At 70.5% G+C, this 25,223-nt stretch carries 21 protein-coding genes; 16 read left to right on the top strand and 5 right to left on the bottom strand.

Translation table 11 applies throughout. The features are described from left to right. The first annotated feature begins 32 nt into the window (after positions 1-32). The 6 genes from prpC to IB242_RS11430 all read left to right on the top strand — a co-directional run bounded on the left by prpC (position 33) and on the right by IB242_RS11430 (position 7,293). The gene (gene prpC, locus IB242_RS11455) at positions 33-1,199 is read left to right on the top strand and encodes a 2-methylcitrate synthase (RefSeq protein ID WP_192279382.1); all 1,167 of its coding nucleotides are present in this window, start codon (positions 33-35) and stop codon (positions 1,197-1,199) included. A 210-nt stretch (positions 1,200-1,409) separates the two neighbouring features. Next, the gene (gene acnD / locus IB242_RS11450; protein ID WP_192279380.1) at positions 1,410-4,034 is read left to right on the top strand and encodes a Fe/S-dependent 2-methylisocitrate dehydratase AcnD; all 2,625 of its coding nucleotides are present in this window, start codon (positions 1,410-1,412) and stop codon (positions 4,032-4,034) included. Between the two features lie 43 nt (positions 4,035-4,077). Then, positions 4,078-4,548, top strand: a complete 471-nt coding sequence (locus IB242_RS11445; RefSeq protein WP_192279378.1) for an SRPBCC family protein — start codon at positions 4,078-4,080, stop codon at positions 4,546-4,548. Between the two features lie 73 nt (positions 4,549-4,621). After that, positions 4,622-5,356: a hypothetical protein gene (locus tag IB242_RS11440; protein ID WP_192279376.1), complete on the top strand. Its 735-nt coding sequence runs from the start codon at positions 4,622-4,624 to the stop codon at positions 5,354-5,356. 13 nt (positions 5,357-5,369) lie between these two features. Then, positions 5,370-6,560: a 2-methylaconitate cis-trans isomerase PrpF gene (gene prpF, locus IB242_RS11435; protein ID WP_192279374.1), complete on the top strand. Its 1,191-nt coding sequence runs from the start codon at positions 5,370-5,372 to the stop codon at positions 6,558-6,560. A gap of 169 nt (positions 6,561-6,729) precedes the next feature. Then, a complete protein-coding gene (locus tag IB242_RS11430) occupies positions 6,730-7,293 on the top strand; it encodes a hypothetical protein (RefSeq protein WP_192279373.1) in 564 nt (187 codons plus the stop codon). Between the two features lie 93 nt (positions 7,294-7,386). Here IB242_RS11430 and IB242_RS11425 read toward each other — a convergent pair whose 3' ends face one another. The 3 genes from IB242_RS11425 to IB242_RS11415 form a co-directional block, all read right to left on the bottom strand. Continuing rightward, positions 7,387-7,998: a glutathione S-transferase N-terminal domain-containing protein gene (locus IB242_RS11425; RefSeq protein WP_192279371.1), complete on the bottom strand. Its 612-nt coding sequence runs from the start codon at positions 7,996-7,998 to the stop codon at positions 7,387-7,389. Positions 7,999-8,071: 73 nt separating this feature from the next. Continuing rightward, positions 8,072-8,530, bottom strand: coding sequence for a cell wall hydrolase (locus tag IB242_RS11420; protein WP_192279369.1), 459 nt, complete (start codon positions 8,528-8,530; stop codon positions 8,072-8,074). Positions 8,531-8,823: 293 nt separating this feature from the next. Then, positions 8,824-10,869, bottom strand: a complete 2,046-nt coding sequence (locus IB242_RS11415; RefSeq protein ID WP_192279367.1) for an NADPH-dependent 2,4-dienoyl-CoA reductase — start codon at positions 10,867-10,869, stop codon at positions 8,824-8,826. 154 nt (positions 10,870-11,023) lie between these two features. On the opposite strand from IB242_RS11415, the gene IB242_RS11410 reads away from it, so the two are divergent. From IB242_RS11410 to IB242_RS11400, 3 genes are read left to right on the top strand one after another with little or no spacing between them, the layout of a single operon-like run. Continuing rightward, complete coding sequence (locus tag IB242_RS11410; RefSeq protein ID WP_192279365.1) at positions 11,024-12,466, top strand: hypothetical protein; 1,443 nt, start codon at positions 11,024-11,026, stop codon at positions 12,464-12,466. Beyond that, a complete protein-coding gene (locus IB242_RS11405) occupies positions 12,463-13,209 on the top strand; it encodes a hypothetical protein (RefSeq protein WP_192279363.1) in 747 nt (248 codons plus the stop codon). Before IB242_RS11410 ends, IB242_RS11405 begins: the two co-directional genes overlap by 4 nt. Then, the gene (locus tag IB242_RS11400; protein ID WP_192279361.1) at positions 13,202-16,006 is read left to right on the top strand and encodes an ATP-binding protein; all 2,805 of its coding nucleotides are present in this window, start codon (positions 13,202-13,204) and stop codon (positions 16,004-16,006) included. The genes IB242_RS11405 and IB242_RS11400 overlap by 8 nt, the downstream gene beginning before the upstream one ends. A gap of 93 nt (positions 16,007-16,099) precedes the next feature. Here the strand turns inward: IB242_RS11400 and IB242_RS11395 are convergent, their stop codons facing one another. Then, entirely contained in the window at positions 16,100-17,116 is a 1,017-nt protein-coding gene (locus IB242_RS11395) for a zinc-binding alcohol dehydrogenase family protein (protein WP_192279359.1), read from the bottom strand. Between the two features lie 286 nt (positions 17,117-17,402). Between IB242_RS11395 and IB242_RS11390 the strand changes: the two genes are divergently transcribed. From IB242_RS11390 to IB242_RS11375, 4 genes are all read left to right on the top strand, one after another. Further along, positions 17,403-18,503 carry an OmpA family protein gene (locus tag IB242_RS11390; RefSeq protein ID WP_192279357.1) on the top strand — a complete coding sequence of 367 codons (1,101 nt, stop codon included), beginning with the start codon at positions 17,403-17,405 and terminating at the stop codon, positions 18,501-18,503. 149 nt (positions 18,504-18,652) lie between these two features. Next, positions 18,653-19,162, top strand: a complete 510-nt coding sequence (locus tag IB242_RS11385) for a hypothetical protein (RefSeq protein WP_192279355.1) — start codon at positions 18,653-18,655, stop codon at positions 19,160-19,162. Positions 19,163-19,178: 16 nt separating this feature from the next. Beyond that, entirely contained in the window at positions 19,179-19,952 is a 774-nt protein-coding gene (locus IB242_RS11380; RefSeq protein WP_192279354.1) for a pseudouridine synthase, read from the top strand. A gap of 103 nt (positions 19,953-20,055) precedes the next feature. Continuing rightward, a complete protein-coding gene (locus IB242_RS11375; protein WP_192279352.1) occupies positions 20,056-20,370 on the top strand; it encodes a hypothetical protein in 315 nt (104 codons plus the stop codon). A gap of 71 nt (positions 20,371-20,441) precedes the next feature. Here the strand turns inward: IB242_RS11375 and kbl are convergent, their stop codons facing one another. Continuing rightward, positions 20,442-21,635, bottom strand: coding sequence for a glycine C-acetyltransferase (gene kbl, locus IB242_RS11370; protein WP_192279350.1), 1,194 nt, complete (start codon positions 21,633-21,635; stop codon positions 20,442-20,444). A gap of 265 nt (positions 21,636-21,900) precedes the next feature. Between kbl and IB242_RS11365 the strand changes: the two genes are divergently transcribed. From IB242_RS11365 to cysT, 3 genes are read left to right on the top strand one after another with little or no spacing between them, the layout of a single operon-like run. Then, positions 21,901-23,268, top strand: coding sequence for a porin (locus IB242_RS11365; protein ID WP_192279348.1), 1,368 nt, complete (start codon positions 21,901-21,903; stop codon positions 23,266-23,268). 26 nt (positions 23,269-23,294) lie between these two features. Next, entirely contained in the window at positions 23,295-24,320 is a 1,026-nt protein-coding gene (locus IB242_RS11360; RefSeq protein WP_192279346.1) for a sulfate ABC transporter substrate-binding protein, read from the top strand. A 3-nt stretch (positions 24,321-24,323) separates the two neighbouring features. Next, positions 24,324-25,184, top strand: coding sequence for a sulfate ABC transporter permease subunit CysT (cysT, locus tag IB242_RS11355; protein ID WP_192279345.1), 861 nt, complete (start codon positions 24,324-24,326; stop codon positions 25,182-25,184). Positions 25,185-25,223 lie beyond the last annotated feature (39 nt).

Here is a 25,223-nt window from a genome sequence, read left to right as displayed (position 1 = left end):
ACGACACGACCGCGATATCCCGGAGACGACGCATGAACGACACCAACGCAAGCCAGGCCGCACCGGCCTTCAAGCCGAAGAAGTCGGTGGCCCTGTCCGGCACCGCCGCCGGCAACACCGCCCTGTGCACCGTCGGACGCAGCGGCAACGACCTGCATTACCGCGGCTACGACATCCTCGACCTGGCCACCACCAGCGAGTTCGAGGAGATCGCCTACCTGCTGGTGCACGGCAAACTGCCGACCCGCGCCGAACTGCGCGGCTACAAAGCCAAGTTGAAGTCGCTGCGTGGCATCCCGGCCGCGGTCAAGGCCGCGCTGGAGGAACTGCCGCCGTCGGCGCACCCGATGGACGTGATGCGTACCGGCGTGTCGGTGCTCGGCTGCGTGGCACCGGAGAAGGACGACCACAACCACCCTGGCGCGCGCGACATCGCCGACAAGCTGATGGCCTGCCTCGGCTCGATGCTGCTGTACTGGTACCACTGGAGCCACAACGGCCGCGCGATCGACGTGGAGACCGAAGACGATTCCATCGGCGGCCACTTCCTGCACCTGCTGCACGGGCAGAAGCCGCCGGAATCCTGGGTCAAGGCGATGCACACCTCGCTGATCCTGTACGCCGAGCACGAGTTCAATGCCTCGACCTTCGCCTGCCGCGTCATCGCCGGCACCGGCAGCGACATGCACAGCGCCATCGCCGGTGGCATCGGCGCGCTGCGCGGGCCCAAGCACGGCGGCGCCAACGAGGTCGCGTTCGAGGTGCAGAAGCGCTACGACACGCCGGACGAGGCCGAGGCCGACATCAGGGCGCGGGTGGAGCGCAAGGAGGTCGTGATCGGCTTCGGTCACCCGGTCTACACCGTGTCCGATCCGCGCAACAAGGTGATCAAGCAGGTCGCGCTGGAACTGTCGGACGAGCAGGGCAGCCGCAAGATGTACGACATCGCCGAGCGCCTGGAAACGGTGATGTGGGACATCAAGAAGATGTTCCCGAACCTGGACTGGTTCAGTGCGGTCAGCTACCACATGATGGGCGTGCCGACGGCGATGTTCACGCCGTTGTTCGTCATCGCCCGCACCGCCGGCTGGAGCGCGCACATCATCGAGCAGCGCACCGACGGCAAGATCATCCGCCCCAGCGCCCACTACACCGGGCCGGAAGACCAGGCCTTCGTGCCGATCGACGCGCGCAGCTGAGGACCGGCGTCGGGCCGCGCTCCCGCGCGTGGCCCGGCACGGGTGCAGCCGGGCAGCGGGCACATGTCCGTCGGCGCAGCCGCCAGGCATGCGTCCGCTGCGCGTTCCGTCGTTCCGTCCATGTCCGCGTGTCGCCTCCCACGCGGAGAAGCGCACGCCACCGGACCGGCCACGCCGGATCCGTCGTCTCTTTCTCGAGTACCGCCAGCCATGAACAGCCAGCACCGCAAACCGCTCCCGGGCACATCGCTCGACTGGTTCGACGCACGCGCCGCCGTCGAGGCGCTGGAGCCGGGCGCCTATGCGCGGATGTCCTACACCGCACGCGTGCATGCCGAGAACCTGGTGCGTCGCTGCGATCCGGCGCTGCTGGACACCGCGCTGCGGCAGCTGATCGAACTGCGCCGCGACGTGGACTTCCCGTGGTATCCGGTGCGCGTGGTCTGCCACGACATCCTCGGCCAGACCGCACTGGTCGATCTGGCCGGCCTGCGCGATGCGATCGCCGGGCAGGGCGGCGACCCGGCCCAGGTCAATCCGGTGGTACCGGTGCAGCTGATCGTCGACCACTCGCTGGCGGTGGAATGCGGCGGCTACGACCCCGACGCGTTCGTGAAGAACCGCGCGATCGAAGACCGCCGCAACGCCGACCGCTTCGACTTCATCGACTGGACCGCGAAGGCGTTCCGCAACATCGAGGTGATCCCGCCGGGCAACGGGATCATGCACCAGATCAACCTGGAGAAGATGTCGCCGGTGGTCTACGTCCAGGACGGCGTGGCTTTCCCCGATACCTGCGTGGGCACCGACAGCCACACTCCCCATGTCGATGCGTTGGGCGTGATCGCCATTGGCGTCGGCGGGCTGGAAGCGGAGAACGTGATGCTCGGCCGCGCCTCGTGGATGCGCACGCCGGAGATCGTCGGCGTGGAACTGTCCGGCCGGCCCGGCCCGGGCATCACCGCCACCGACGTGGTGCTGGCGCTGACCGAGTTCCTGCGCCAGTCGAAGGTGGTCGGCGCCTATCTGGAGTTCCGCGGCGCCGGCGCGGCGGCGCTGACCGTCGGCGACCGCGCGACGATCTCGAACATGGCGCCCGAGTACGGCGCGACCGCGGCGATGTTCTTCATCGACGACAACACCCTGGACTACCTGCGCCTGACCGGCCGCGAGGAGGCGCAGGTGCAGCTGGTCGAAACCTATGCGAAGGCGGCCGGCCTGTGGGCCGACGCGCTGGCCGACGCGCGCTACGAACGCAGCCTGTCGTTCGACCTGTCCAGCGTGGTCCGCAATATGGCTGGGCCGTCCAATCCGCATCGGCGCCTGCCGACCTCGGCGCTGGCCGAACGCGGCATCGCCGGCGATCTTGCGCAGGCGCGCGCGCAGGAAGCGCAGGGGCTGATGCCCGACGGCGCGGTGGTGATCGCGGCGATCACCTCGTGCACCAACACCTCCAATCCGCGTAACGTCATCGCCGCAGGCCTGCTGGCCCGCAACGCGAACGCGAAGGGCCTGCTGCGCAAGCCCTGGGTCAAGACCTCGCTGGCGCCAGGTTCGAAGGCGGTGCAGCTGTATCTGGAGGAGGCCGGCCTGCTGCCGGAACTGGAACAGCTGGGCTTCGGCATCGTCGCCTTCGCCTGCACCACCTGCAACGGCATGAGCGGCGCGCTGGACCCGGCGATCCAGCAGGAGATCGTCGAGCGCGACCTGTACGCCACCGCCGTGCTCAGCGGCAACCGCAACTTCGACGGGCGCATCCATCCGTATGCGAAGCAGGCCTTCCTGGCCTCGCCGCCGCTGGTGATCGCCTATGCGATCGCCGGCACGGTGCGCTTCGACATCGAGAAGGACGTGCTCGGCACCGATGCCGATGGCCGGCCGGTCACGCTGAAGGAGATCTGGCCGTCGGACGAGGAGATCGACGCGATCGTCCGCGCCAGCGTCAAACCCGAGCAGTTCCGCAGGGTGTATGCGCCGATGTTCAACGTGCGCGTCGAGCACGGCGAGCCGGTGGCGCCACTGTACGACTGGCGGCCGATGAGCACCTACATCCGCCGGCCGCCGTACTGGGAAGGCGCGCTGGCCGGCGAACGCACGCTGCGCGGCCTGCGCCCGCTGGCGGTGCTGGGCGACAACATCACCACCGATCACCTGTCGCCGTCGAACGCGATCCTCGCCAGCAGCGCGGCCGGCGAGTACCTGGCGAAGATGGGCGTGCCCGAGGAGGACTTCAATTCCTACGCGACCCACCGCGGTGATCATCTGACCGCGCAGCGTGCCACCTTCGCCAACCCGAAGCTGGTCAACGAGATGGCCGTGGTCGACGGCCAGGTGAAGCAGGGCTCGCTGGCGCGCATCGAGCCTGACGGCCAGGTGGTGCGGATGTGGGAGGCGATCGAGACCTACATGCAGCGCCGCCAGCCGCTGATCATCGTCGCCGGCGCGGACTACGGCCAGGGCAGTTCGCGGGACTGGGCGGCCAAGGGCGTGCGTCTGGCGGGCGTGGAGGCCATCGTCGCCGAAGGCTTCGAGCGCATCCACCGCACCAACCTGATCGGCATGGGCGTGCTGCCGCTGGAGTTCCTGCCCGGGCAGACCCGCGCGACCCATGGCATCGACGGCACCGAAACCTTCGACGTGACCGGCACCCGCGGCCCGCGCGCGCAGCTGAGCCTGGTGATCCATCGCCGCAACGGCGAGCGGGTCGAGGTGCCGGTGCTGTGCCGGCTGGATTCGGATGAAGAGGTGTCGATCTACGAAGCCGGTGGCGTGCTGCAGCGCTTCGCGCAGGATTTCCTCGAGCAGAGCGGGGCGCAGGTGTCGAAAACGGCCTGACCCGGCCGTCGTCCCGGTACATCCCGACGCCAGGAGCATCGCCATGTCCAGCCAGTCCTCCAACGCCACCGGCACCGTCCACCTGCACCGTGTCCTGCGCGCGCCGCCGGCGCGCGTCTATCGCGCCTTCCTCGATCCGGCGGCGTTGGCCAAATGGCTGCCGCCGCATGGCTTCACCGGCACCGTCTATGCGTTCGATGCCTCGGTCGGCGGCGGGTACCGCATGGCGTTCACCAACCTCGGGACCGGCAGCAGCCATTCCTTCCGCGTCGTGTTCGTCGAACTGGAACAGGATGCGCGCATCGTCCATGTCGACACCTTCGACAGCCCGGATCTGCCGGGCGAGATCCGGGTCACCGTGACGTTGGCGCCGAATCTGTGCGGCACCGAGCTGCGCATCGAGCAGAGCGGGATTCCGGCCGCGATCCCCATCGATTTCTGCTACCAGGGCTGGCAGGAATCGCTGGCGCTGCTCGCGCTGCTGGTCGAGCCGGAGATCCCGGATGGCGGCTGAGATGCGCCAGGCCTGCGCGATGCGTGACCGTGGGCCCGCTGCGGCCGCGCCTCGCCGTGTTCGCGCCTGGCAGGTGGCATCGCTGCTGGTCCTTGCGCAGCTGGCCGGCCACGCGACGGCCGACAGCGCCCATACCACCCGCATCGCGGCGGACGACGTACGCCGGCTGGACACCCGCGCGCTGGCCATGCGCCTGCTTCCGCCTGAACCGGCCAGCCACGCCGTGTCCCACGACGTGCTCGAGTACAGCGTGTTCCGCTCCCAGCCCGCACGAATCCAAGGGGTCGGCTTCAGGTTGCCCGCAAGCCACGTGGACGGGGTCTGCGCCCAGCTTGAAGCCTTCGTCGGGCTCGATCCCGTCGAGGGCGACGATAGTTTCCTGGCCAGGCATCCGTCGCGCCGCACCTACATGGCGCTCGGCGCGCAGTGCGAGGCGATTCCGCAGGAACGCTATGCCCACTTGCAGATGCGGCTTGATCCCAAGGTGGCGGCGGAAGCCCTGCGCTGGCTCGCACGCCTGCGCAGCTCGGCAGCCATGGGTGAGCCGCTGCCGGAGGTGTCGTGCGCCTCCGAGGTCTCGGACATGGATGCGTGCTCACCGGGCGTGGCCACGATCCTCGCCAGCCTGCCGCTGGAGCGCATCCACACGATCACGCCGACACGGCCGGAAGAAGGCCTGCAACTGTCGGTCATGCCCAACGGTCCCGGGCCGGGACGCGGACATGCCTTCTGGAACGTGCGACTGCTGTTCGATCCGGCCACCCGCTACCGGGTGCAGCTGCAATGGATGATCCCGCCACCCTTCTGACATCGAGTGCCCCATGCCGTTTGCCCCCCAGCTCCGCATCCCCGCCACCTACATGCGCGGCGGCACCTCGAAAGGGGTGTTCTTCCGCCTCGAAGACCTGCCCGCCGTGGCGCAGGTGCCGGGCCCGGCGCGCGACGCGCTGCTGCTTCGGGTGATCGGCTCTCCCGACCCCTACGGCAAGCACACCGACGGCATGGGCGGGGCGACGTCGTCGACCAGTAAGTGCGTGATCATCGCGCCGGCGTCGGTGCCCGACCACGATGTCGACTATCTGTACGGGCAGGTGTCGATCGACAGCGCCTTCGTCGACTGGAGTGGCAACTGCGGCAACCTCAGCACCGCGGTCGGTCCGTTCGCGGTGGCCAACGGGTTCGTCGATCCTGCGCTGCTGCCGCGCGATGGCGTGTTCCCGGTGCGCGTGTGGCAGGCCAACATCGGCAAGACCATCGTCGTGCACGTGCCGGTCGTCGATGGCCAGGTGCAGGAAACCGGCGATTTCGAGCTGGATGGCGTGACCTTTCCCGCGGCCGAGATCGTGCTGGAATTCGTCGACCCTTCCGATGATGGCGAAGGTGCGGCGCTGTTCCCGACCGGGAATCTGGTCGACACGCTGGACGTGCCCGGTGTCGGCCCGCTGCAGGCGACGCTGATCACCGCCGGCATTCCCACGGTGTTCGTCGACGCCGCGGCGATCGGCTTCGATGGCACCGAGCTGCAGCCGGCGATCAACGAGGACAGGGCGCTGTTGGCGAAGCTCGAAGCGATCCGCGTCGCCGGCGCGTTGCGCATGGGCCTGATCCGCACGGCCGAGGAGGCCGCGACCCGCCAGCACACGCCGAAGGTGGCCTTCGTCGCACCGCCGCGCGCTTACCTGGCCAGCAGCGGCAGGGCGATCGGCGCCAGCGAGATCGACCTCAACGTGCGTGCGATGTCGATGGGCAGGCTGCACCACGCGATGATGGGGACGGCGGCGGTGGCGATCGGCACCGCCGCGGCGATCCCGGGCACCCTGGTCAATCTGGCTGCAGGCGGCGGCGCGCGCGAGGCGGTGCGGTTCGGGCATCCGTCCGGCACCCTGCGCGTCGGTGCCCAGGCGCGCCAGGTCGAGGGCCGGTGGGCGGTCACCCGGGCGGTGATGAGCCGCAGCGCCCGGGTGCTGATGGAGGGCGCCGTCCGCGTGCCGGCGGCTGTCCTGCCGGACTGACGGCCTGCCGCCGCGGTGCGGGCCAGGCTCGGCAGTTCCGCCCGCAATGTTCCCAGGCAGGGCGCCGCCTGGTTGCAGTGCGGCATGAATCGCTGCCGGATCGGTGTCAGGATCTGGCGTTCCGCGCGGGGAGCGCGGTGGCGACGACGCGAACCCGGGGGAGGGGCGCATGCGCGACGAGGACGTGTTCCGCAAGACCGAGGCGGGGCGGGACGAGATCGAACACCGGCATCGGCGGTTGGCGCCGCAGCTGCGCACCATCCTGTTGATGGTGGACGGCCGGCGCAGCGCGCGCGACCTGCGCGCGGTCATCGCCGGCGTGCATGCGCCGGCCGATACGCTGGTGCAGCTGCAGGCGATGGAGCTGATCGAGACGACACCGAGCGGATTCGATCCGGCCTCGCTGCTGCAGGCGGTGTCGCCGGGCCAGCAGCCGGGCGACGCCGTCGTCGCGGCACCGGCCGCCTTCGCCACCCCGACATCCGCGCCTGAGCCGGCCGTGTCGGTGGTGCAGCCGCTGGCCGTGGGCGACTACCACCGGCTCTACGAAGGCATGAGCGAGGCGATCCGGGCGCACCTGGGCCTGCGTGGCTACTTCATGCAGCTCAAGGTCGAGCGCTGCCAGGATGCCGTCGCGTTGCGCGCGCTGCTGCCGGAGATGCGCCAGGCGCTGGCCAAGGCCAAGGGCGAGGGATTCGCCGACACCTGGCTGCTGGCGACCGCCGGCCCTTGAAGGGGCGGGCACGGGCCGCTTCTGGCGCCGATGGACGCCTGCGACGTCCATCGGCGCTGCGCCGCCCCGTGGGACGTCGCGCGCTCCGCCTGCTCAGGCCAGGCCTTCGGCCTTCAGCACGGCCTGCACGCCCGGGTCGGCGTCCATGCGCGCCTGGAACGCGGCCAGCTGCGGCAGGCCGCCCAGGTCGACGCCGACCCGGCCCGCCCAGCGCAGGGTCAGATGGAGATAGGGATCGGCGTAGCTGCGGAAGCCGGCCAGCCAGTCCTGGCCACCCAGCTGCCGCTCGGCGGTCTCGAACAGGGCGCGCACGCGCGTGCGGGCGGCGGCCCGGACCGCGTCGTACTGGCTGTCGTCGCCGATGTAGTTGCCCGGCATGAACAGCGGCTTGAAAGCCGGGTGCAGATCGGAGTTGACGAAGGCCAGCCAGCGGTTGGCTTCGGCCCGCTGGCGGGCGCTGCCGTCGCCGGCAAGGCCGGCAGCCGGTGCCTGGTCGGCGATGTAGCCGAGGATGGCGGCGTTCTGGTTCAGCACGAACTCGCCGTCCACCAGCAGCGGCACGGCCCCGGCCGGGTTCAGCGCCAGGTAGGCCGGCGCCTTCATCGTGGTGGCGTCCAGGATCTCGACCTCGAAGGCCAGGCCGCTCCAGCGCAGGGAGATGTGCACGGCGGTCGAGCAGGCGCCGGGCTTGGTGTAGAGCTTCATCGGACGGTTCCGGGAGGTGGGCGGGGCCCGGACTATTCCAGAAGCGCCGGCGTGGCGGCAATCGCCGCCGCCCTCAACCCGCGCGCGGCTTCAGCCGCTGCACCCTGTAGAAGGTGTGGTCGCCGATGGTCGCGACCTGGTACGAATTGCTCCAGCTCGGGCTGGCGATGGCCATGGCCGCGAAATGGCTGGCGCCCGGGACGATCTCCCGCCGCTGGCCGACCGGCAGGGCCCAGTTGCGCTCGGCCGTCAGGGCCACGTTCACCGACCGGTCCCAAGCATCGAAATTGCCCAGGCGGGTGTTCGGCGAGACGATGGTCGGCGCGAACTGCTTGCGCGCGGTGACCACATCGCACATCGAGTCGCCCCACAGGCCGCTGTCCAGCCGGCGCAGGGCCACCTCGGCGACGGCCTGCTGGCCGCGGAGGCTCTGGTCGCGGGCCTCCAGGTACACGGTGGTGCTCAGACACAGCGAGTCGGCGGCCGGCTGCGGCAGAAGCTGCGACAGCCAGAGAATCCATGCCAGTTTCATCTACTTCTCCTTGCTCCGTCTTCGCAGCGGCCTGCTCCGTCCCAACGCGGGGCGGAACATCGACAGGACACTGCTGGGCGTCATGGGGAGGCGACCGCTGCCACGGGTCGCCCGGGAAGCCGGCAGGAATCTGGTGTGCCGGCAAGACCTGCCGAAGGGGGCGGGTCGAAGTGGCGCGCAAGATAGGCGCGCCGATCCGAACCAAAACTGAATAGGCAAGGTTGACGGGAGGGGGCTCGCTGGGGTTGGCCGGAGCGCCCGTGAAGGCGCCACCGGCCGTCCGGATCGGCGGTTCAGAAGCCGGCGGCGAGCCGGCTGCCCTGGGCGATCGCGCGCTTGGCATCGAGCTCGGCGGCGACGTCGGCGCCACCGATCAGATGCGTTTGGATGCCTGCAGCAAGCAGTTCTGCGTGCAACAAGCGGTTGGGTTCCTGTCCGGCGCAGACCACAACATGATCGACCGCCAGCAGCTGTTCGACCTCGTCGACGCGGATGTGCAGGCCGGCGTCGTCGACGCCCAGGTACTCGACGCCGCCGATCATCTTCACGCCCTTGCCCTTCAGCGTGGCCCGGTGGATCCAGCCGGTGGTCTTGCCCAGCCGCGCGCCAGGGCGGCCGGCGCTGCGCTGCAGCAGCCAGACGCGCCGGGCCGGCGGCTCGGGGGCCGGGGCCGCCAGGCCGCCACGGGCGTCGCCGTCCGGGGCCACGCCCCATTCGGCCATCCAGCGGGCGGTGTCCAGGCTGGGCGAAGGCCCTTCCTGCACCAGGAACTCGGCCACGTCGAAGCCGATGCCGCCGGCCCCGATCACGGCCACCGCGGCGCCGGGGCGGACCTGGCCGCGGAGCACGTCGACATAGCCGACCACCTTCGGATGGTCGGCGCCGGGGAAGTCGACGCTGCGCGGCACGATGCCGGTGGCCAGCACGACCTCGTCATGGCCGGCCAGCAGGGCCGCGTCGGCGCGCGTGTCCAGGCGCAGGTCGACGCCGGTTTCCTGCAGGCGGTGACCGAAGTAGCGCAGGGTCTCGTGGAACTCCTCCTTGCCCGGGATCGTCTTGGCCAGGTTGAACTGACCGCCGATCGCGCTGCCGGCGTCGAACAGGGTCACCGCATGCCCGCGCTCGGCGGCCACGGTCGCGCAGGCCAGACCGGCCGGGCCGGCACCGACCACGGCGATCCGCTTCTTCACCGTGGCCGGGGCGTAGTTCAGTTCGGTCTCATGACCGGCGCGCGGGTTGACCAGGCAACTGGCCAGCTTGTTCTCGAACACATGGTCCAGGCAGGCCTGGTTGCAGGCGATACATGTATTGATGGCGTGTGCGCGACCGGCGCGGGCCTTGGCCGGCCACTGCGGGTCGGCCAGCAGGGGGCGCGCCAGCGAGACCATGTCGGCCTGGCCGGCGGCGAGGATGCCCTCGGCCACGTCCGGCATGTTGATCCGGTTCACCGCGACCAGCGGCACGCCGACGTGCGGCTTCAGCCGCGCGGTCACGCCGACGAAGGCGCCGCGCGGGACCGAGGTGGCGATGGTCGGTACCCGCGCCTCGTGCCAGCCGATACCCGAGTTGATGATGGTCGCGCCGGCGGCTTCCACGGCTTTCGCCTGCTGCACGATCTCGTCCCAGGCGTTGCCGTCTTCGACCAGGTCCAGCAGCGACAGCCGGTAGATCAGGATGAAGTCCGGACCGCAGGCCTCGCGTACCCGGCGCACGGTCTCCACCGCGAAGCGCATCCGCTTTTCGGCGCTGCCGCCCCAGGCGTCGTCGCGGCGGTTGCTGCGCGGGGCGGTGAACTGGTTGATCAGATAGCCTTCCGAGCCCATCACCTCGACGCCGTCGTAGCCGGCCTCGCGCGCCCGTGCTGCGGCACTGGCGAACGCGTCGATCTGGCGCTCGACCCCGCGCGCGGGCAGCGCCCGCGGCGTGAACGGGTTGATCGGCGCCTTCAGCTTGGACGGCGCCACCTGCAGCGGGTGGTAGCCGTAGCGGCCGGCGTGCAGCAGCTGCAGGCAGATCTTCGCGTCGTGCTGGTGGACCGCCGCGGTGACCTGGCGGTGGCGGGCGACATCCCATGGGAAGGCCAGGGTGCCGCCGAAGGGCTTGAGCCAGCCGACCACGTTCGGCGCGAAGCCGCCGGTGACGATCAGGCCGGCACCGCCGGCCGCACGCTCGGCGAAGTAGGCGGCCAGCTTCGGGAAGTCGCGCGCGCGGTCCTCCAGCCCGGTGTGCATCGAGCCCATCAGCACCCGGTTGCGCAGGGTGGTGAAGCCCAGATCGAGCGGGGCGAACAGGTGCGGGTAGGGCGACGCGCTGGCGTCGACGGCGGTGGCTGGCGGCATATGGATACGCTGGCGTATTGAAAGCGCACGATGCCGCGAAACCGGGAGCCGTGCAAGCAGGCCGGCAACGGGGGCCGCGGCGGGGGCGCAGCGCCTCGTGTTGTCATCGGCCGCGCGCTCGCCCACCATGGCGCCCCCTTGTCCGCCGGCCACCATGGACGTCGCCACCCTCCCGTTCCACGACTACCTGCGCCCCGGCATCGCCGCGGCCGACCTGCCGGACCTGCATCCGCTGCTGTCGGCGCGCGACCAGCTGCGCGCGTTCTCGACCCTGTTCCATGGCGGCGAGGAGATCGTGATGGTGCGCCTGCTGGTGCTGCGCGCCATCGGCGAACGCGGCCAGGCGCCGGACTGGAGCCCGCAGGAACTGCGCGAGCATTTCGCCTACCTGGACCAGGTCAAGTTCGACACCGTGCTCGGCCGCCTGCGCGACAACGGCCTGCTGCTGTGGGAAGCCGGCAGCCAGCGCTACCGGATCAGCCCGAGCGGGCGCCAGGCGCTGTCGGCGATCGGCCTGCTGCTGCAGTTCAACCAGGAAGGCGACGAGCTGGCCTATGTGACCGCCCAGCTGGCCGCCGGCGAGGCGGTGGGCAAGGTCGGCGCCGACGACCTGCAGCACCTGCTGTCGCGCCTGAACGAGCTGCGCGAGGACTTCGACCAGGCCGTGCTCAGCGGCTCCGAGCACCGGATCCGGCGCGCGGCCGACACCCTGCAGTCGGTCTGGCGCTGGGTGGAGAAGGGCACCGAGATCATCACCCGGATCGCCGCCGACGGTGAGCTCGATACCGCCACCCACCGGGTCGCCCAGCAGATCGGCCGCGCCCAGAGCGCGATGCTGCGCCAGGCCTCGGTGTTCCAGCGGGCGCTGAACCAGCTCGACCGGCACCGCGTGCACCTCGGCGCCAGCGGCCTGTCCTCGTCCGACGTCAACCGCTACCTGCGCGACTGCGGCCCGGCCGCGCTGGCCGCGCTGGCCGACGACGTGCTGGCGCGTACGCCGATCCCGGCCTTCGTACTGGGCCCGATCGCGCTGGACGTGGCCGAGTACGAACTGGTCGAACGCGAGCGCGAGGCCGGCGAGGATGCCTCGCTGCCGCCGGCCCAGGCCGCGCCGGAAGACCTGCAGGCCGCCAGCGGCGAGCAGGAATACGAATACGCCGAGCAGTGGCTGTCACAGCTGGCCGCGCTGGACGATGTCGCCGCGCTGACCGACTGGGTGCCGCAGGAAGGCTTCGCGATCAGTGCCTACCGGCTGTCGCTGCTCGGCCTGATCGGCGACCCCGGTGCCGAGAACCGCAGCGGCGTCAGCGCGCAGCTGGCGCAGCTGCCGCTGCAGTGGCGGGTCGAGGCGGCGCTGGAGCCGATCCAGCGCGCCGGCGTGGCCCTGATGAGCCGCGGCCGGCTGGTGCCGGTCGGCATGGCCGATCCGCTCGCCGTCGCCGACGACGAAAGCAGTGAGGGCGACGCCGACGAGGCGATCCCGCCGCGCCGCGCCGCGAAGCCGGCGGCTGCCGCAGCGGCGCGCACACCCAGGACTTCTTCTGCAAAGAGTGCCGGCGCGCCCGCGTCGCGCCCGCGGAAACAACGGACCCCATGAACGACTCCACCGCTTCCCTGATCGCCCGGCTGCTGGCCGAGCGCTGGCTGCCGCGCGACGACCGCGCCGTGCGCCAGATGCTGGTCGACGCCGAACTGCGCGCCGACCTGGAACGCCGCCTGGCCGCCGCCGGCCTGCGCCTGCTCGAACATCCGTACGCCGCGCATGTCGCGGTCGGCATCGCCCGCCAGCAGGAGGCCGAGGTGTTCGGCCACGCCGAATCCTGGTCGGCCAGCAACCTGCAGCTGAGCCGCGACGCGCTGGCGCTGCTGGTGGTGCTGTGGGCGCTGCTGGTGCTGCCCAAGCGCCAGCGCCAGATCGCGCGCCAGGAAAGCGACCGCCAGCAGGACCAGGAGCAGATGTTCGCCGAGCTCAAGCCGGTGCCGGTCGGTGCGGAGATGGTCGACCCGATCAACGAGCGCACCCTGCTGGCCGACTTCGGCGACCGCCTCGGCGGCAAGAACCGGATCCAGATGAACCTGGGCGCGCTGGCCCGGCAGGGCTTCATCACCCGCCGCAAGGAGCGCATCCACGAAGGCCCGATGCTGGACCTGGCCTTCGACTACGAACGCATCGCCGCGCGGGTGATGGACGGCGCGCTGGCGCATGTGATCGCCGAGGCGCGCGCCTCGCAGGCGGCCGCGCCGCCGCCCGACGAGGCCGACGGCGATGCAGGCAACGACATGACGTCCGAGCCGGCCTACGAGCCGGCCGTGCAGGACGAGGAGCAGGACGATGTTTGAGTTCCGCAGCCTGGAAGTGGTGCACTGGGATTACTGGCAGCGCTACGAACTGCCGCTGGACGCGTCGATCATCACCGTGGTCGGCCCGAACGGCTCTGGCAAGACCACGCTGCTCGACGCGCTGCGCACGCTGCTGGCGATCGACGACCGCGACATGGCGCGCGACTACAAGACCTACCTGCGGCACAACGGCAAGCCGTTCGCCTGGCTGCGCGCGGTGGTCAGCAATCCGGTCGACCGGCGCGGCAAGCGCGCGTTCTTCCCGTGCATGGACGAGCAGGTGACGATCGCCTGCCGGATCCGCAAGCGCGGCGGCGACTGGACCCGCGACTACCAGGTGGTCGCCGGCGACGTGCCGGTGGAGACGCTGGAGCAGGGCGGCGAATGGCTGGGCGTGCGCGACTACCGCGTGCGGCTGGCCGGCGCCGGCCTGAGCCGCGCGATCTGCCGGGTGCTGACCCTGGAGCAGGGCGCCACCGACAAGCTCTGCCAGCTGTCGCCGCGCGAACTGCTGCAGCTGGTCTTCGACGTGTTCGAGGACAAGGCGGTGCTGGACGACTACCAGCGCGCCCGCGCCGACCAGTTCGACGTGGAGAAGGAGATCGGCCAGCTGCAGCAGGGCCTGGCCGAGCTGCATCTGCGTCTGGAATCCTCGCGCGCCGACGTGCGTTCGTTCGAGGAAGGCCGCGCGCTGCGCAACCAGCAGCAACGGCTGCAGGCCGAGATCGCGCCGAAGGTGGAACTGGCCGACCTGAAGGCCACCATCGACGGCGCGCGCCCGCGCCTGACCGGCCTGCGCCGTGGCCTGCGCGAGCGCGAACGCGCGCATGCCGCGCTGCAGGCCGAGGACGCCGCGTCCGGCAACCGCCGCGAGGAACTGCGCGCCGAACTGATCGACGCCAAGGCCGGCGTGCGTGCGGCCGAAGCGGCCTTCACCGAAGCCCGCGACCTGGCGCGCGATGCCGAGCACCTGGTCCGTCGCCACGACGAACTGGCGCGGCTGCAGGCCGAGCGCGGCAGCGTCGACGTCGACACCCTCAGCCGCCAGGTCGAGGATGGCCGCCGCCGCCAGGCCGAGCTCAAGCTCGAGGCCGAGCGCGACCGCCAGCGCAATGGCGAGATCGTCGCCCAGGTGGCCGCGCTCAGCGGTGGCGGGCGCGTGGTCGAGCCGTTCGAGCGCGATTTCCGCGCCGCACTCGACCAGGCCGGCATCGGCCACCGCGTGCTGACCGAACTGGTCGAGGTCGCCGACCCGCAGTGGGCGGTGGCGATCGAGGCCGTGCTGGCGCCGTATCGCCACCTGCTGCTGCTGGATTCGCCGCGCGATGCCTCGCAGGCCTGGGCGCTGGGCGAGAAGCTGCAGTACCGGCACTTCGTCGTCGCCGACCGCGCGCCGGTCGAGAAGCCGACCCGCGGCTCGCTGCTGGAGGTCGTGCATTTCTCGGCCGATCCGCCGGCGTGGCTGCCGCGCCAGCTCGACCGCATCCAGCGCGTGCAGGATGTCGAGGATGGCCACCGTCTTCCCAAGGGCCAGGACTGGATCACCGCCAAGGGCTATCTGCGCGAACACCGCGGCGGCCGCTTCATCGGCGGTGGTCAGCATCACTTCGGCGCCGGCGCCCGCCAGGCGCGGCTGGCCGACCTGCGTGCCGAGGCCGCCGCGCTGCTGCAGCGCGGTCAGGCCCGTGAACAGGAACTGGCCGCGCTCGGGCAGAAGGTCGCCGCCGACCAGACCCGCCTGCTCGGCCTGGATGCCGGCCAGGAGCTGGTGACCCGCGCCGCCGAGTTCGCCGATGCCGCCGAACGCCTGCCGCTGCTGGCCGAAGCCGCGCAGCAGGCGGCGCTGGCGCTGGCCGAGGCGCGCAACCGCCTGGACGGCAGCGAGGCGCTGGAGAAGGCCGAAAGCATCGCCGCCGCCAGCCGCGCCGGTGAACTGCGTTCGCTGGCGCAGGAGCTGCGCGACCGCGGCAGCCAGATCGGCAACGAGCGGCACGCGCTGGTCCAGCGCATGCTCGAGTTCCGCCGCCGACGCGCGCAGATGCCGGAGGCCTGGCGCACGCCGGCCGCCCTGCGCCAGGCGCGCGAGGAGTTCGAGAGCGCCGGCGCGGTCCGCCGCGAGCTGGAGCGGATCGAGGACCGGCTCGAGCGCGGCGGCTTCGTCGAGGACGACGCCTGCCTGGCGCTGCGCGACAAGTTCGGCGCCGACCATGGCGCGCTGGAAGAGACCATCGGCAAGCGCGAGGCGCATCTGTACCGCGCCCGCCGCATCACCGAGGAAGCGCGCGGCGCGTACATCAACGTGCTGCGCGCCACCGTGCGGCGCTATCGCCGCAACCTCGCCGCGCTCGGCGAGCTGGCCGGCATCGGCGTCGACGTCGAGATGCCGGAGCTGGTCAACGAGGACCTGGCCCTGGCCCAGGCCGGCCTCACCGTGCGTTTCGACTTCGACCGCAAGGGCTGGATCGGGCTGGACGACGGCGAGGCTTCGGGCGGCCAGCAGGTGATGAAGTCGCTGCTGCTGCTGGTGGCGCTGCTGCGCGACGAGGAACAGCCGGGCGGCTTCGTGTTCATCGACGAACCGTTCGCGCATCTGGACGTGTTCAACATCGAGAAGGTCGGCCGCTTCCTGCGCAGCACCGATGCGCAGTACATCCTGACCACGCCGATCACCCACAACCTCAACGTGTTCGAGCCCTCCGACCTGGTGATGGCGACCAGCAAGCGCCGCGCCGGCAGCACCTGGGCCGAGCCGGTGGCGGTGCTCAAGCGCGACCGCGGAGCGCCTGCAGCGGCCTGAGCGCGTCTGACCGAGTGATCGTCGCGCTGCAACGCATGAGGCCCGCCGGTACGCACCGGCGGGCCTCGTCGTCTGCGCAGCGCCTTGCCGCGTTTACCAGCCGGCCAGCACCAGCTTGCCGATCGTGCTGCCCGATTCCAGCTGTCGGTGCGCCTCGCGCAGGTTGGCCGCGTTGATCGTGCCCAGCGTCTGCCGGTGGATGCCGCGCAGCTGGCCGGCGTCGACCAGGCTGGCCGCGCGGCTGAGGATCTGGTGATGGCGGATCATGTCGGCGGTGCGGAAGCGCGGCCGCGCGAACATCATCTCCCAGTGGATGCCGATGCACTTGGCCTTGTACGGGTCGCCGATGCGCAGTTCGCCGGCCGGCTCGACGATCAGGCCGACATGGCCCTGCGGCGCCAGCAGCTCGCCCAGTTCGGTCCAGTAGCGGTCGGTGTCGGCCAGGTTGATCGCCGCGTCGATGCTGGCGATGCCCAGCGCGGCCAGCTGCGGGGGCAGCGGCTGGCGATGGTCGATCACGTGGTCGGCACCGAGTTCGCGGCACCAGGCGACCGTCTCCGGCCGCGACGCGGTGGCGACCACGGTGAAGCGCGCGCGCCTGGCCAGCTGGATCGCGATCGAGCCGACGCCGCCGGCGCCGCCGATCACCAGCAGCGTGCCCTGCGGCGTCTCGCCGTCGAAGTGGTAGGGCATGCGCTCGAACAGCAGCTCCCAGGCTGTGATCGTCACCAGCGGCAGCGCCGCGGCCTGGGCGAAGTCCAGCGTGTCGGGTTTGGCCGCGACCAGGCGCTCGTCGACCAGCTGGTACTGCGCGTTGCTGCCGGGACGGGTGACGTCGCCGGCGTAATAGACCGCGTCGCCGGGCTGGAACAGGGTGACCTCGGGGCCGACCGCCTCGACCACGCCTGCCGCATCGAAGCCGAGCACGCGCGGCTGCGCCTCGACCTGCGATTTCGGCGCACGCAGCTTGGTGTCGACCGGATTGACCGACACCGCCTCCACGCGCACCAGGATGTCCTGGCCGGTGGCTGTCGGGACCGGCAGTTCCAGGTCCTGCAGCGCGTTCGGATCGTCGATGGACAGGTAGCGGGTGAAGCCGATGGCCTTCATCTGGAAACTCCTTGCTGGGGGACCACAGGATACGGGCGGGGCCCAACCGGTTCAGGTCCGTGCGGCGATTCCGCGGGCAGCGTCAACACGCAATATGCGGAAACGTGACCGTTTCGACTTGTTTTCACATGTTATGGTACTGTTAACACCGTCTTCACCTAGTCCCGCCTAACCTTCGCGGCGACGACGTGACTGTACGGCCGTCAGGGATGCCCCGAGGTGTCTTGGGCATCTGAGTGATTCCTGAGGCACCCGTATCTCTACCCCGAATATCAAGGAGCTGCAGATGAATAAGAAACTTCTGACTGCTGCGCTGCTCGGCGGTCTCGCCGTGGCGCAGGCCGCGTCCGCACAGGAGTTCGACGACCGCTGGTACCTGACCGGTTCGGCCGGTTTCAACTTCCAGGACAGCGATCGCACCACCGAGGACGCTCCGTTCGGCACCCTGGGCCTGGGCAAGTTCATCAGCCCGACCTGGTCGCTGGATGGCGAGCTGAACTACCAGAACCCGGGCCTCGAGGCCAACAAGGATCTGAACTGGAGCCAGTACGGCATCTCGCTGGACCTGCGTCGCCACTTCGTGACCGAAGGCCGCGGCTGGAACCCGTACCTGCTGTTCGGCCTGGGCCTGCAGCGCGCCGAGGAAGAGTTCGACGCCTCGCCGAGCCCGAACTCGCCGGGTCAGCGCCGTGACAACAACCTGGCCGCCAAGGTCGGCGTCGGTCTGCAGACCACCTTCGACAAGCGCGTCGCCGTGCGCGCCGAGCTGGCCTACCGTGGCGACTTCGACGACCAGAGCGTGCACGCTCCGAACGAAGACCGCTTCGGCGACCTGCTGGCCTCGGTCGGCGTCGTGATCCCGCTGGGCCCGGCTCCGGTCGCCGCTCCGCCGCCGCCGCCGCCGGCTCCGGCCGCTCCGAGCTGCGCGGATCTGGATGACGACGGCGACGGCGTCAACAACTGCGACGACAAGTGCCCGAACTCGCAGCCCGGCCAGGCCATCGGTCCGGACGGCTGCCCGGTTCCGATCTCGATCGACCTGAAGGGCGTGAACTTCGACTTCGACAAGTCGACCCTGCGTCCGGACGCCGTGGCGATCCTGAGCGAGGCCACCGAGATCCTGAAGCGTTACCCGGATCTGCGCGTCGAAGTCGCCGGCCACACCGACTCGAAGGGCACCGACGAGTACAACCAGAAGCTGTCCGAGCGTCGTGCGAAGGCCGTGTACGACTACCTGACCAGCAATGGCGTCGCCGCCTCGCGTCTGGTCGGCCCGACCGGCTACGGCGAGAGCCGTCCGATCGCGCCGAACGCCAACCCGGATGGTTCGGACAATCCGGAAGGCCGCGCGAAGAACCGTCGTACCGAGCTGAACGTCCAGAACTGATCCTGGGATCCAGCTGCATGCGACACGACAAGGCCCGGCATCCGCCGGGCCTTGTTCTTTTCAGGGCAGGCACTGCATGCGTCCGCGATTCTGTTGAATCGCCGCTGCCCGCTGCCTACACTCCCCGCACCGCCTGAAGGATGACGTCCATGCTCCGTATCGCCGCCGCTGCCGGCCTGTTCGGCCTGACCCTGCTGCCGGCGATCGCGCAGGCCGCCCCCGACTGCACCGCCGGTGCGATCCCCCAGCCGCTGCCGCTGTCGGCCACCGCGATCGCGCCGGTCGCCGCCGAACTCGGGTCGCGTACGTCGCAGCTGGGCATGCCCAGTGGCGTGCTGGCCCCGGCGCAGGACCCGGCGCAGGCGCTTGATCGCGTGCTGCTGCGCCTGCGGATCGACGGCTGCCGCAACGTCGCCAAGGCGATGCCGGCGCCGGCCGCGGCCAATCCCAACGATCCGTCGGCCTACAAGCCGCAGACCGAGTTCGACAACACGCCCTGGCGCTTCGACATGAGCCAGGGAGGCAAGCGCATGACCGCCGACGAGTTCGATGCCTGGATGAAGTCGCGTGGCGTGCGCGTGGCCAGGGGCGCCGCCGCTCCGGCCGCCGCCGCGCAGCCGGCCGCCGCGCCGGCCGAGCCGGCGGCGAGCAAGGACTGATCCGGTCCAGCGCGGGATGAAGGCGTTGCGGCCCCCCCGGCAGGCGACGCGGCAGTCCGTTCCCGGCACGGCGCCCCGGCATGGACTGGCGCGGGTGCTGTCCAAGGCCGGTCTGTGTTCGCGGACCGAGGCGGCCGTCTGGATCCGCGCGGGCCGCGTTCGCGTCGATGGCCGGGTGATCCTCGATCCCGAGCATCCGATCCGCGATGGCATGCGTGGCGTGGTGGTCGACGAGGTCGCGACCGCGCCGGCGCAGCGCCGCTATCTGATGCTCAACAAGCCGCGCGGCCTGGTCACCAGTGTCCGCGACGAACAGGGCCGTGAGACGGTCTATCGCTGTTTCGACGGTGCCGGCCTGCCGTGGCTGGCGCCGGTCGGCCGGCTGGACAAGGCCAGCGAAGGCCTGCTGCTGTTCAGCAACGACCCGGTGTGGGCGGCGCGCCTGACCGATCCGGCCACCGGGCCGCTGAAGACCTACCACGTGCAGGTCGATGCGGTGCCCGACGCGGCGCGCCTGGCGGCGATCCGTGCCGGCGTGACGGTGGAGGGCGAACGGCTGGCGGCCCATGCGGTCACCCTGCTGCGCAGTGGCGGCAGGAACGCCTGGCTCGAGGTGGTGCTGGACGAAGGCCGCAACCGGCAGATCCGGCGGCTGCTGGCGGCCTGCGATCTGGCGACGCTGCGCCTGGTGCGGGTCGCGATCGGGGCGCTGCAGCTGGGGGCGCTGGGCAAAGGCCAGTGGCGCGAGCTTGCGCCGGAGGAAGTGGGCGAGTTGCGCTCATCCAGCTGAATCGGTCAGGCCTACGTCACACTGCATCCAGTTAATTCAACGAGATAGCTTGCATTCCTGCGGATCTGGATTAGGCTGGGTGTCCGCTGCCAGGAGTGATGCCATGTCTGTCCGTCGCCGTCTGTTCCCCTATGCCCTGCTCGCGTGCGCCGCCGCGGTGGCGACCGGCTGTGCGTCGGGCGGAAAACAGGTGGCCGAGGTGCCCGACGAGGCGCCGCTGGTGGTGACGGTCGCGGCGCCGCCGTCGATCACCGCACAGAAGGACGGGCAGGGCAGCTACCGGTTCGAGATGCAGCAGGGCGAGACGCGGATGACCGCCGACCAGTTCGATGCCTGGATGAAGGCCAACGGGATCCGCGTCGCACGCGGCACCGATGCGCCGGGGGCCGCGCCCGCAGCCTCCACCAGCCGGGATTGAGTCACCCGGGTGGCAGGATGGAAAAAGGCGCCGTCAGGCGCCTTTTTCGTCGACGACGATCGGCGTTGCGCTCAGTCCTTGAGCACGCCCAGTTCGCGGCCGATGCGGATGAAGGCATCGATCGCGCGGTCCAGGTGTTCGCGGGTGTGCGCCGCGCTCATCTGCGTGCGGATCCGCGCCTGGCCCTGCGGCACCACCGGGAAGAAGAAGCCGATCGCATAGATGCCTTCTTCCAGCAGGCGCTCGGCGAAGCGCTGCGCCAACGGCGCGTCGTACAGCATCACCGGGGCGATCGGATGCACCCCGGGCTTGATGTCGAAGCCGGCTTCGATCATGCGGCCGCGGAAGTAGGCGGTGTTGTCGGCCAGGCGTTCGCGCAGGTCGTCGGCGGCGGCCAGCATCTGGAACGCCTTGATGCCGGCGGCGACCACGTGTGGCGGCAGCGAGTTGGAGAACAGGTAGGGCCGCGAGCGCTGGCGCAGCAGCTCGACCACGTCCTTCTTCGCGGTGGTGAAGCCACCCAGCGCGCCGCCCATCGCCTTGCCCAGCGTGCCGGTGATGATGTCGATCCGGTCGAGCACGCCCTTGACCTCGGCCGAGCCGCGGCCGCTGGCGCCGAGGAAGCCGGTGGCATGGCACTCGTCGATGTGGACCAGCGCGTCGTACTTCTTCGCCAGCGCGGTGATCTCGTCCAGCGGGGCGATGAAGCCGTCCATCGAGAACACGCCGTCGGTGGTGATCAGCTTGGTCCTGCAGCCGGCGGCGTCGGCGGCCTGCAGCTGCTTCTCCAGGTCGGCCATGTCGCAGTTGGCGTAGCGGAAGCGCTTGGCCTTGCACAGGCGCACGCCGTCGATGATCGAGGCATGGTTGAGGCTGTCGGAGATGATCGCGTCGTGCTCGCCCAGCAGCGGCTCGAACAGGCCACCGTTGGCGTCGAAGCAGGCGGCGTAGAGGATCGTGTCCTCGGTGCCGAAGAAGTCGGCGATGGTCTTCTCCAGCTGCTTGTGCAGGTCCTGGGTGCCGCAGATGAAGCGCACCGAGGCCATGCCGAAGCCGTGCGTGTCCAGCGCGTCCTTGGCCGCCTGGATGATGTCCGGATGGTCGGCCAGGCCCAGGTAGTTGTTGGCGCAGAAGTTCAGCACGCTGCGGCCGTCGGCCAGGGTGATCTGCGCGGACTGCGGGCTGGTGATGATGCGCTCGGACTTGAACAGCCCCTGGGCGCGGATCTCGTCGAGGATGTCGGCGTAGTGCTGGGTGTTGGACATGGTCCGGACTCGGGCTGCGTGCGAAGCCGCCGATTTTAGCAAGCCGCACCGGATCGGCCGGTCGTCGTGCCGGCGACCGCTGCAGCTGGCGCGCGCGGTCATGCCCAGAAGGCATGAGCGCGCGCGATCTCGTCATTTCCCGCGTGCGGGCCGGGTGCGCAGGATCGGCTTCCCGGCCAGACGGCCAGCGGGATGGGGCGACGACATGCGGACGCAGGCGATGGTGCAGCGAGCGGCGGTGCGGCAGGCAACGGGCAGGGGCGGCATGCGTCGGCTGGCCGTGGCGCTGCTGTGCGCACTGGCGCTGCCGGCGTCTGCGCAGAGCGCGCAGCCGACCCTGGCCGAACTGCTGCAGCGGCTGGAGGCGCTGGAGCGTCATGGTGCTGCCGACGCGCAGGCGGTCGATGGCACGCCGCTGGACCTGGCCGCGCTGGACCAGCGCCTGCGCGCACTGGAGCGCAACCTGGAGCTGCAGGAGGAGGCACGCCAGGCGGCGCCGGTGGCGACCGCCGGCGCGGGTGGTGCGGCGCTGCGCTCCGGCGACGGCAGGTACGAGTTCCGCTTCCGTGGCCTGGTGCAGGGCGATGGCCGCTTCATCACCGGCGATGGCGCGTCCGACGGCGACGACACCTTCCTGCTGCGCCGGGTCCGTCCGACCTTCGAGGGCTCGCTCGGGCACCTGGTCGGATTCCGGCTCACGCCGGAGTTCGCCGGCGACAGCGCCAGCCTCGTCGACGCCTACATCGATCTGAAGTTCGATCCGGCCTTCACCGTGCGCGCCGGCAAGGTCAAGGGCCCGGTGGGTCTGGAACGGCTGCAGTCGGGCAACGCGCTGGCCTTGATCGAGCGTGGCTTCCCGACCGAACTGGCGCCCAACCGCGAACTGGGCGTGCAGGCGCAGGGCGAACTGGCCGATGCACGCTTCAGCTACACGCTGGGCGTGTACAACGGAGCCCCCGACGGGCGTGATGGCGCGACGAGCAACAGCGATGGACATTTCGAGTATGCCGGTCGTGCGTTCTTCGAACCGGTCAAGGGCATCGGCTTCGGCGTGGGCGGCAGCACCGGCGACAAGGACGGCGGCGGCAACGCGCTGCTGCCGCGCTATCGCACCCAGGGCCAGCAGCAGTTCTTCAACTACCGCGCCGCCGTGGTGGCCGACGGCAGGCACAGCCGTCTCTCGCCGCAGGGCTACCTCTATCGCGGCCCGTTCGGACTGCAGGCCGAGTACATCCGGTCCCGCCAGGCACTGCGGGCCGGCGCAACTCGTGCCACGCTCGAACACAGCGCCTGGCAGACCACCGCCAGCTGGGTGCTCAGCGGCGAGGACGCCGGGTTCCGCGGGGTGAAGCCGGCGCGTCCGTTCGACGCGCAGGGCGGGTGGGGGGCCTTCGAAGTGGTCGCCCGCGTGGGCGAACTCGCGATCGACGACGCCGCGTTCCCGCTGTTCGCCGATCCGTCCTTGACCTCGCGCAGGGCACGGGAATGGGCGCTGGGCCTAAACTGGTATCTCAACGCCAACCTCAAACTGGCCGTCAATTACCTCCACACCGGGTTCGACGGCGGAGCCACCGCCGGTGCCGACCGCGAGGACGAAAAGGCGGTGTTCTCCCGACTGCAGGTCGCGTTCTGACCTGCCCCCATGCCGGAGCCACGACGATGAAGACCTATCCCCGGATCCGCCGCACGCTGGGCACGGCCGCCGCCATTCTCGGCCTGGGCCTGGCGCTGTCGGCGTCCGCACGCGACATCAAGCTGCTCAACGTGTCCTACGACCCCACCCGCGAGCTGTACCGCGACTACAACGCCGCGTTCGCGAAGCACTGGCAGCAGGAGACCGGCGACACGGTCACCATCGAGACCTCGCATGGCGGGTCGGGCAAGCAGGCGCGTGCGGTGATCGACGGCATCGAAGCCGACGTGGTCACCCTGGCGCTGGCCTACGACATCGACGCCATCGCCCGGCACGCGAAGCTGCTGCCGGACGACTGGGAGCGCCGGCTGCCGGACAACAGCGCGCCGTACACCTCGACCATCGTGTTCCTGGTGCGCAAGGGCAACCCCAAGGGCATCAAGGACTGGCCGGACCTGCTGCGCTCCGGCGTGTCGGTGGTGACGCCCAACCCGAAGACCTCCGGCGGCGCGCGCTGGAACTACCTGGCCGCCTGGGCCTACGCAGAGCGGATCTTCAACGGCGACCGCGAGAAGATCCTGCGCTACATGCGCGCGCTGTTCCGCAACGTGCCGGTGCTCGATACCGGTGCGCGCGGCTCGACTACCACTTTCGTCCAGCGCGGCATCGGCGACGTGCTGCTGGCCTGGGAGAACGAGGCCTTCCTCGCGCTGGAGGAACTGGGCCCGGACAAGTTCGAGATCGTGGTGCCGAAGCTGTCGATCCTGGCCGAACCGTCGGTTGCGCTGGTCGACCGCAACGTCGACCGGCACGGCACGCGCGATGCGGCCGAAGGCTACCTGAAATACCTGTACTCGCCGGAAGGCCAGCGCATCGCCGCGCGCCACTACTACCGCCCCCGCCATCCCGAGCATGCCGACCCGGCCGATGTCGCGCGCTTTCCGAAGGTGGAACTGGTGACGATCCAGCAGGCGTTCGGTTCCTGGGAGAAGGCGCAGACCGAACACTTCGCCGACGGCGGCCTGTTCGACCAGATCCAGTCGAGCAAGTAAGCGATGGCGACGCTGGACGCAGGCGCACGGCGCGCACCGCGCCGGCGGGTGATCCCCGGGCTCGGACTGAGCCTGGGGATCACCTTCGTCTGGCTCGGGCTGATCGTGCTGCTGCCGCTGCTCGGGGTGTTCGTGAAGACCAGCGGCCTGGGCTGGTCGGGCATCTGGCAGGTCTGGAGCGAGCCGCGCGTGCTCGCGGCGCTGAAGCTCAGCTTCGGCACCGCGCTGGCCGCGGCTGCGTTCAATGCGGTGATGGGCACCTGGGTCGCCTGGGTGTTCGTGCGCTACCGCTTTCCGGGCAAGCGCCTGTTCGACGCGATGATCGACCTGCCGTTCGCGCTGCCGACCGCGGTGGCCGGCATCGCGCTGACCGCGCTGTACGGCGGCAACGGGTGGATCGGGCGCTGGCTGGAGCCGCTGGGCATCACCATCGCCTACACGCCGCTGGGCATCACCCTGGCGCTGGTGTTCGTCGGCCTGCCGTTCGTGGTGCGGGTGGTGCAGCCGGTGCTGGCCGAGAGCGAGCGGGAACTGGAGGAGGCCTCGGCCACGCTCGGCGCCAGCCGCTGGCAGACGATCACCCGGGTGATCCTGCCCGCGCTGTGGCCGGCGGTGCTGACCGGCTTCGCGCTGGCGTTCGCGCGCGGGGTCGGCGAGTACGGTTCGGTGATCTTCATCGCCGGCAACATTCCGGGCGTGACCGAGATCGCGCCGCTGCTGATCACCATCCGGCTCGAGGAGTTCGATTACGCCGGCGCCACCGCGATCGCCGCGGCCATGCTGCTGCTGTCGTTCGTGGTGCTGCTGCTGGTGAACACCCTGCAGGCGCGCCTGCTGCGCACTGGCCAGGCGAGGGCGGGATGAGCGAAGCTGCGACCTCCGTCGTCCCGATGCCGCAGGAGC

Source organism: Xanthomonas sp. XNM01, from assembly GCF_014851915.1.
Classification (GTDB): Bacteria; Pseudomonadota; Gammaproteobacteria; order Xanthomonadales; family Xanthomonadaceae; genus Pseudoxanthomonas.
This window is presented reverse-complemented; position numbering and strand designations above follow the sequence as displayed.

What these genes read in the sequence shown, in the direction of transcription:
- IB242_RS11395 (WP_192279359.1), bottom strand. Translation starts at nt 17,116, where the DNA reads ATGAAGGCCATCGGCTTCACCCGCTACCTGTCCATCGACGATCCGAAC.
- IB242_RS11420 (WP_192279369.1), bottom strand. Translation starts at nt 8,530, where the DNA reads ATGAAACTGGCATGGATTCTCTGGCTGTCGCAGCTTCTGCCGCAGCCG.
- acnD (WP_192279380.1), top strand. Translation starts at nt 1,410, where the DNA reads ATGAACAGCCAGCACCGCAAACCGCTCCCGGGCACATCGCTCGACTGG.
- cysT (WP_192279345.1), top strand. Translation starts at nt 24,324, where the DNA reads ATGGCGACGCTGGACGCAGGCGCACGGCGCGCACCGCGCCGGCGGGTG.
- IB242_RS11405 (WP_192279363.1), top strand. Translation starts at nt 12,463, where the DNA reads ATGAACGACTCCACCGCTTCCCTGATCGCCCGGCTGCTGGCCGAGCGC.
- IB242_RS11430 (WP_192279373.1), top strand. Translation starts at nt 6,730, where the DNA reads ATGCGCGACGAGGACGTGTTCCGCAAGACCGAGGCGGGGCGGGACGAG.
- kbl (WP_192279350.1), bottom strand. Translation starts at nt 21,635, where the DNA reads ATGTCCAACACCCAGCACTACGCCGACATCCTCGACGAGATCCGCGCC.
- IB242_RS11410 (WP_192279365.1), top strand. Translation starts at nt 11,024, where the DNA reads ATGGACGTCGCCACCCTCCCGTTCCACGACTACCTGCGCCCCGGCATC.
- prpC (WP_192279382.1), top strand. Translation starts at nt 33, where the DNA reads ATGAACGACACCAACGCAAGCCAGGCCGCACCGGCCTTCAAGCCGAAG.
- IB242_RS11380 (WP_192279354.1), top strand. Translation starts at nt 19,179, where the DNA reads ATGAAGGCGTTGCGGCCCCCCCGGCAGGCGACGCGGCAGTCCGTTCCC.
- prpF (WP_192279374.1), top strand. Translation starts at nt 5,370, where the DNA reads ATGCCGTTTGCCCCCCAGCTCCGCATCCCCGCCACCTACATGCGCGGC.
- IB242_RS11400 (WP_192279361.1), top strand. Translation starts at nt 13,202, where the DNA reads ATGTTTGAGTTCCGCAGCCTGGAAGTGGTGCACTGGGATTACTGGCAG.
- IB242_RS11390 (WP_192279357.1), top strand. Translation starts at nt 17,403, where the DNA reads ATGAATAAGAAACTTCTGACTGCTGCGCTGCTCGGCGGTCTCGCCGTG.
- IB242_RS11445 (WP_192279378.1), top strand. Translation starts at nt 4,078, where the DNA reads ATGTCCAGCCAGTCCTCCAACGCCACCGGCACCGTCCACCTGCACCGT.
- IB242_RS11360 (WP_192279346.1), top strand. Translation starts at nt 23,295, where the DNA reads ATGAAGACCTATCCCCGGATCCGCCGCACGCTGGGCACGGCCGCCGCC.
- IB242_RS11365 (WP_192279348.1), top strand. Translation starts at nt 21,901, where the DNA reads ATGCGTCGGCTGGCCGTGGCGCTGCTGTGCGCACTGGCGCTGCCGGCG.
- IB242_RS11375 (WP_192279352.1), top strand. Translation starts at nt 20,056, where the DNA reads ATGTCTGTCCGTCGCCGTCTGTTCCCCTATGCCCTGCTCGCGTGCGCC.
- IB242_RS11425 (WP_192279371.1), bottom strand. Translation starts at nt 7,998, where the DNA reads ATGAAGCTCTACACCAAGCCCGGCGCCTGCTCGACCGCCGTGCACATC.
- IB242_RS11415 (WP_192279367.1), bottom strand. Translation starts at nt 10,869, where the DNA reads ATGCCGCCAGCCACCGCCGTCGACGCCAGCGCGTCGCCCTACCCGCAC.
- IB242_RS11385 (WP_192279355.1), top strand. Translation starts at nt 18,653, where the DNA reads ATGCTCCGTATCGCCGCCGCTGCCGGCCTGTTCGGCCTGACCCTGCTG.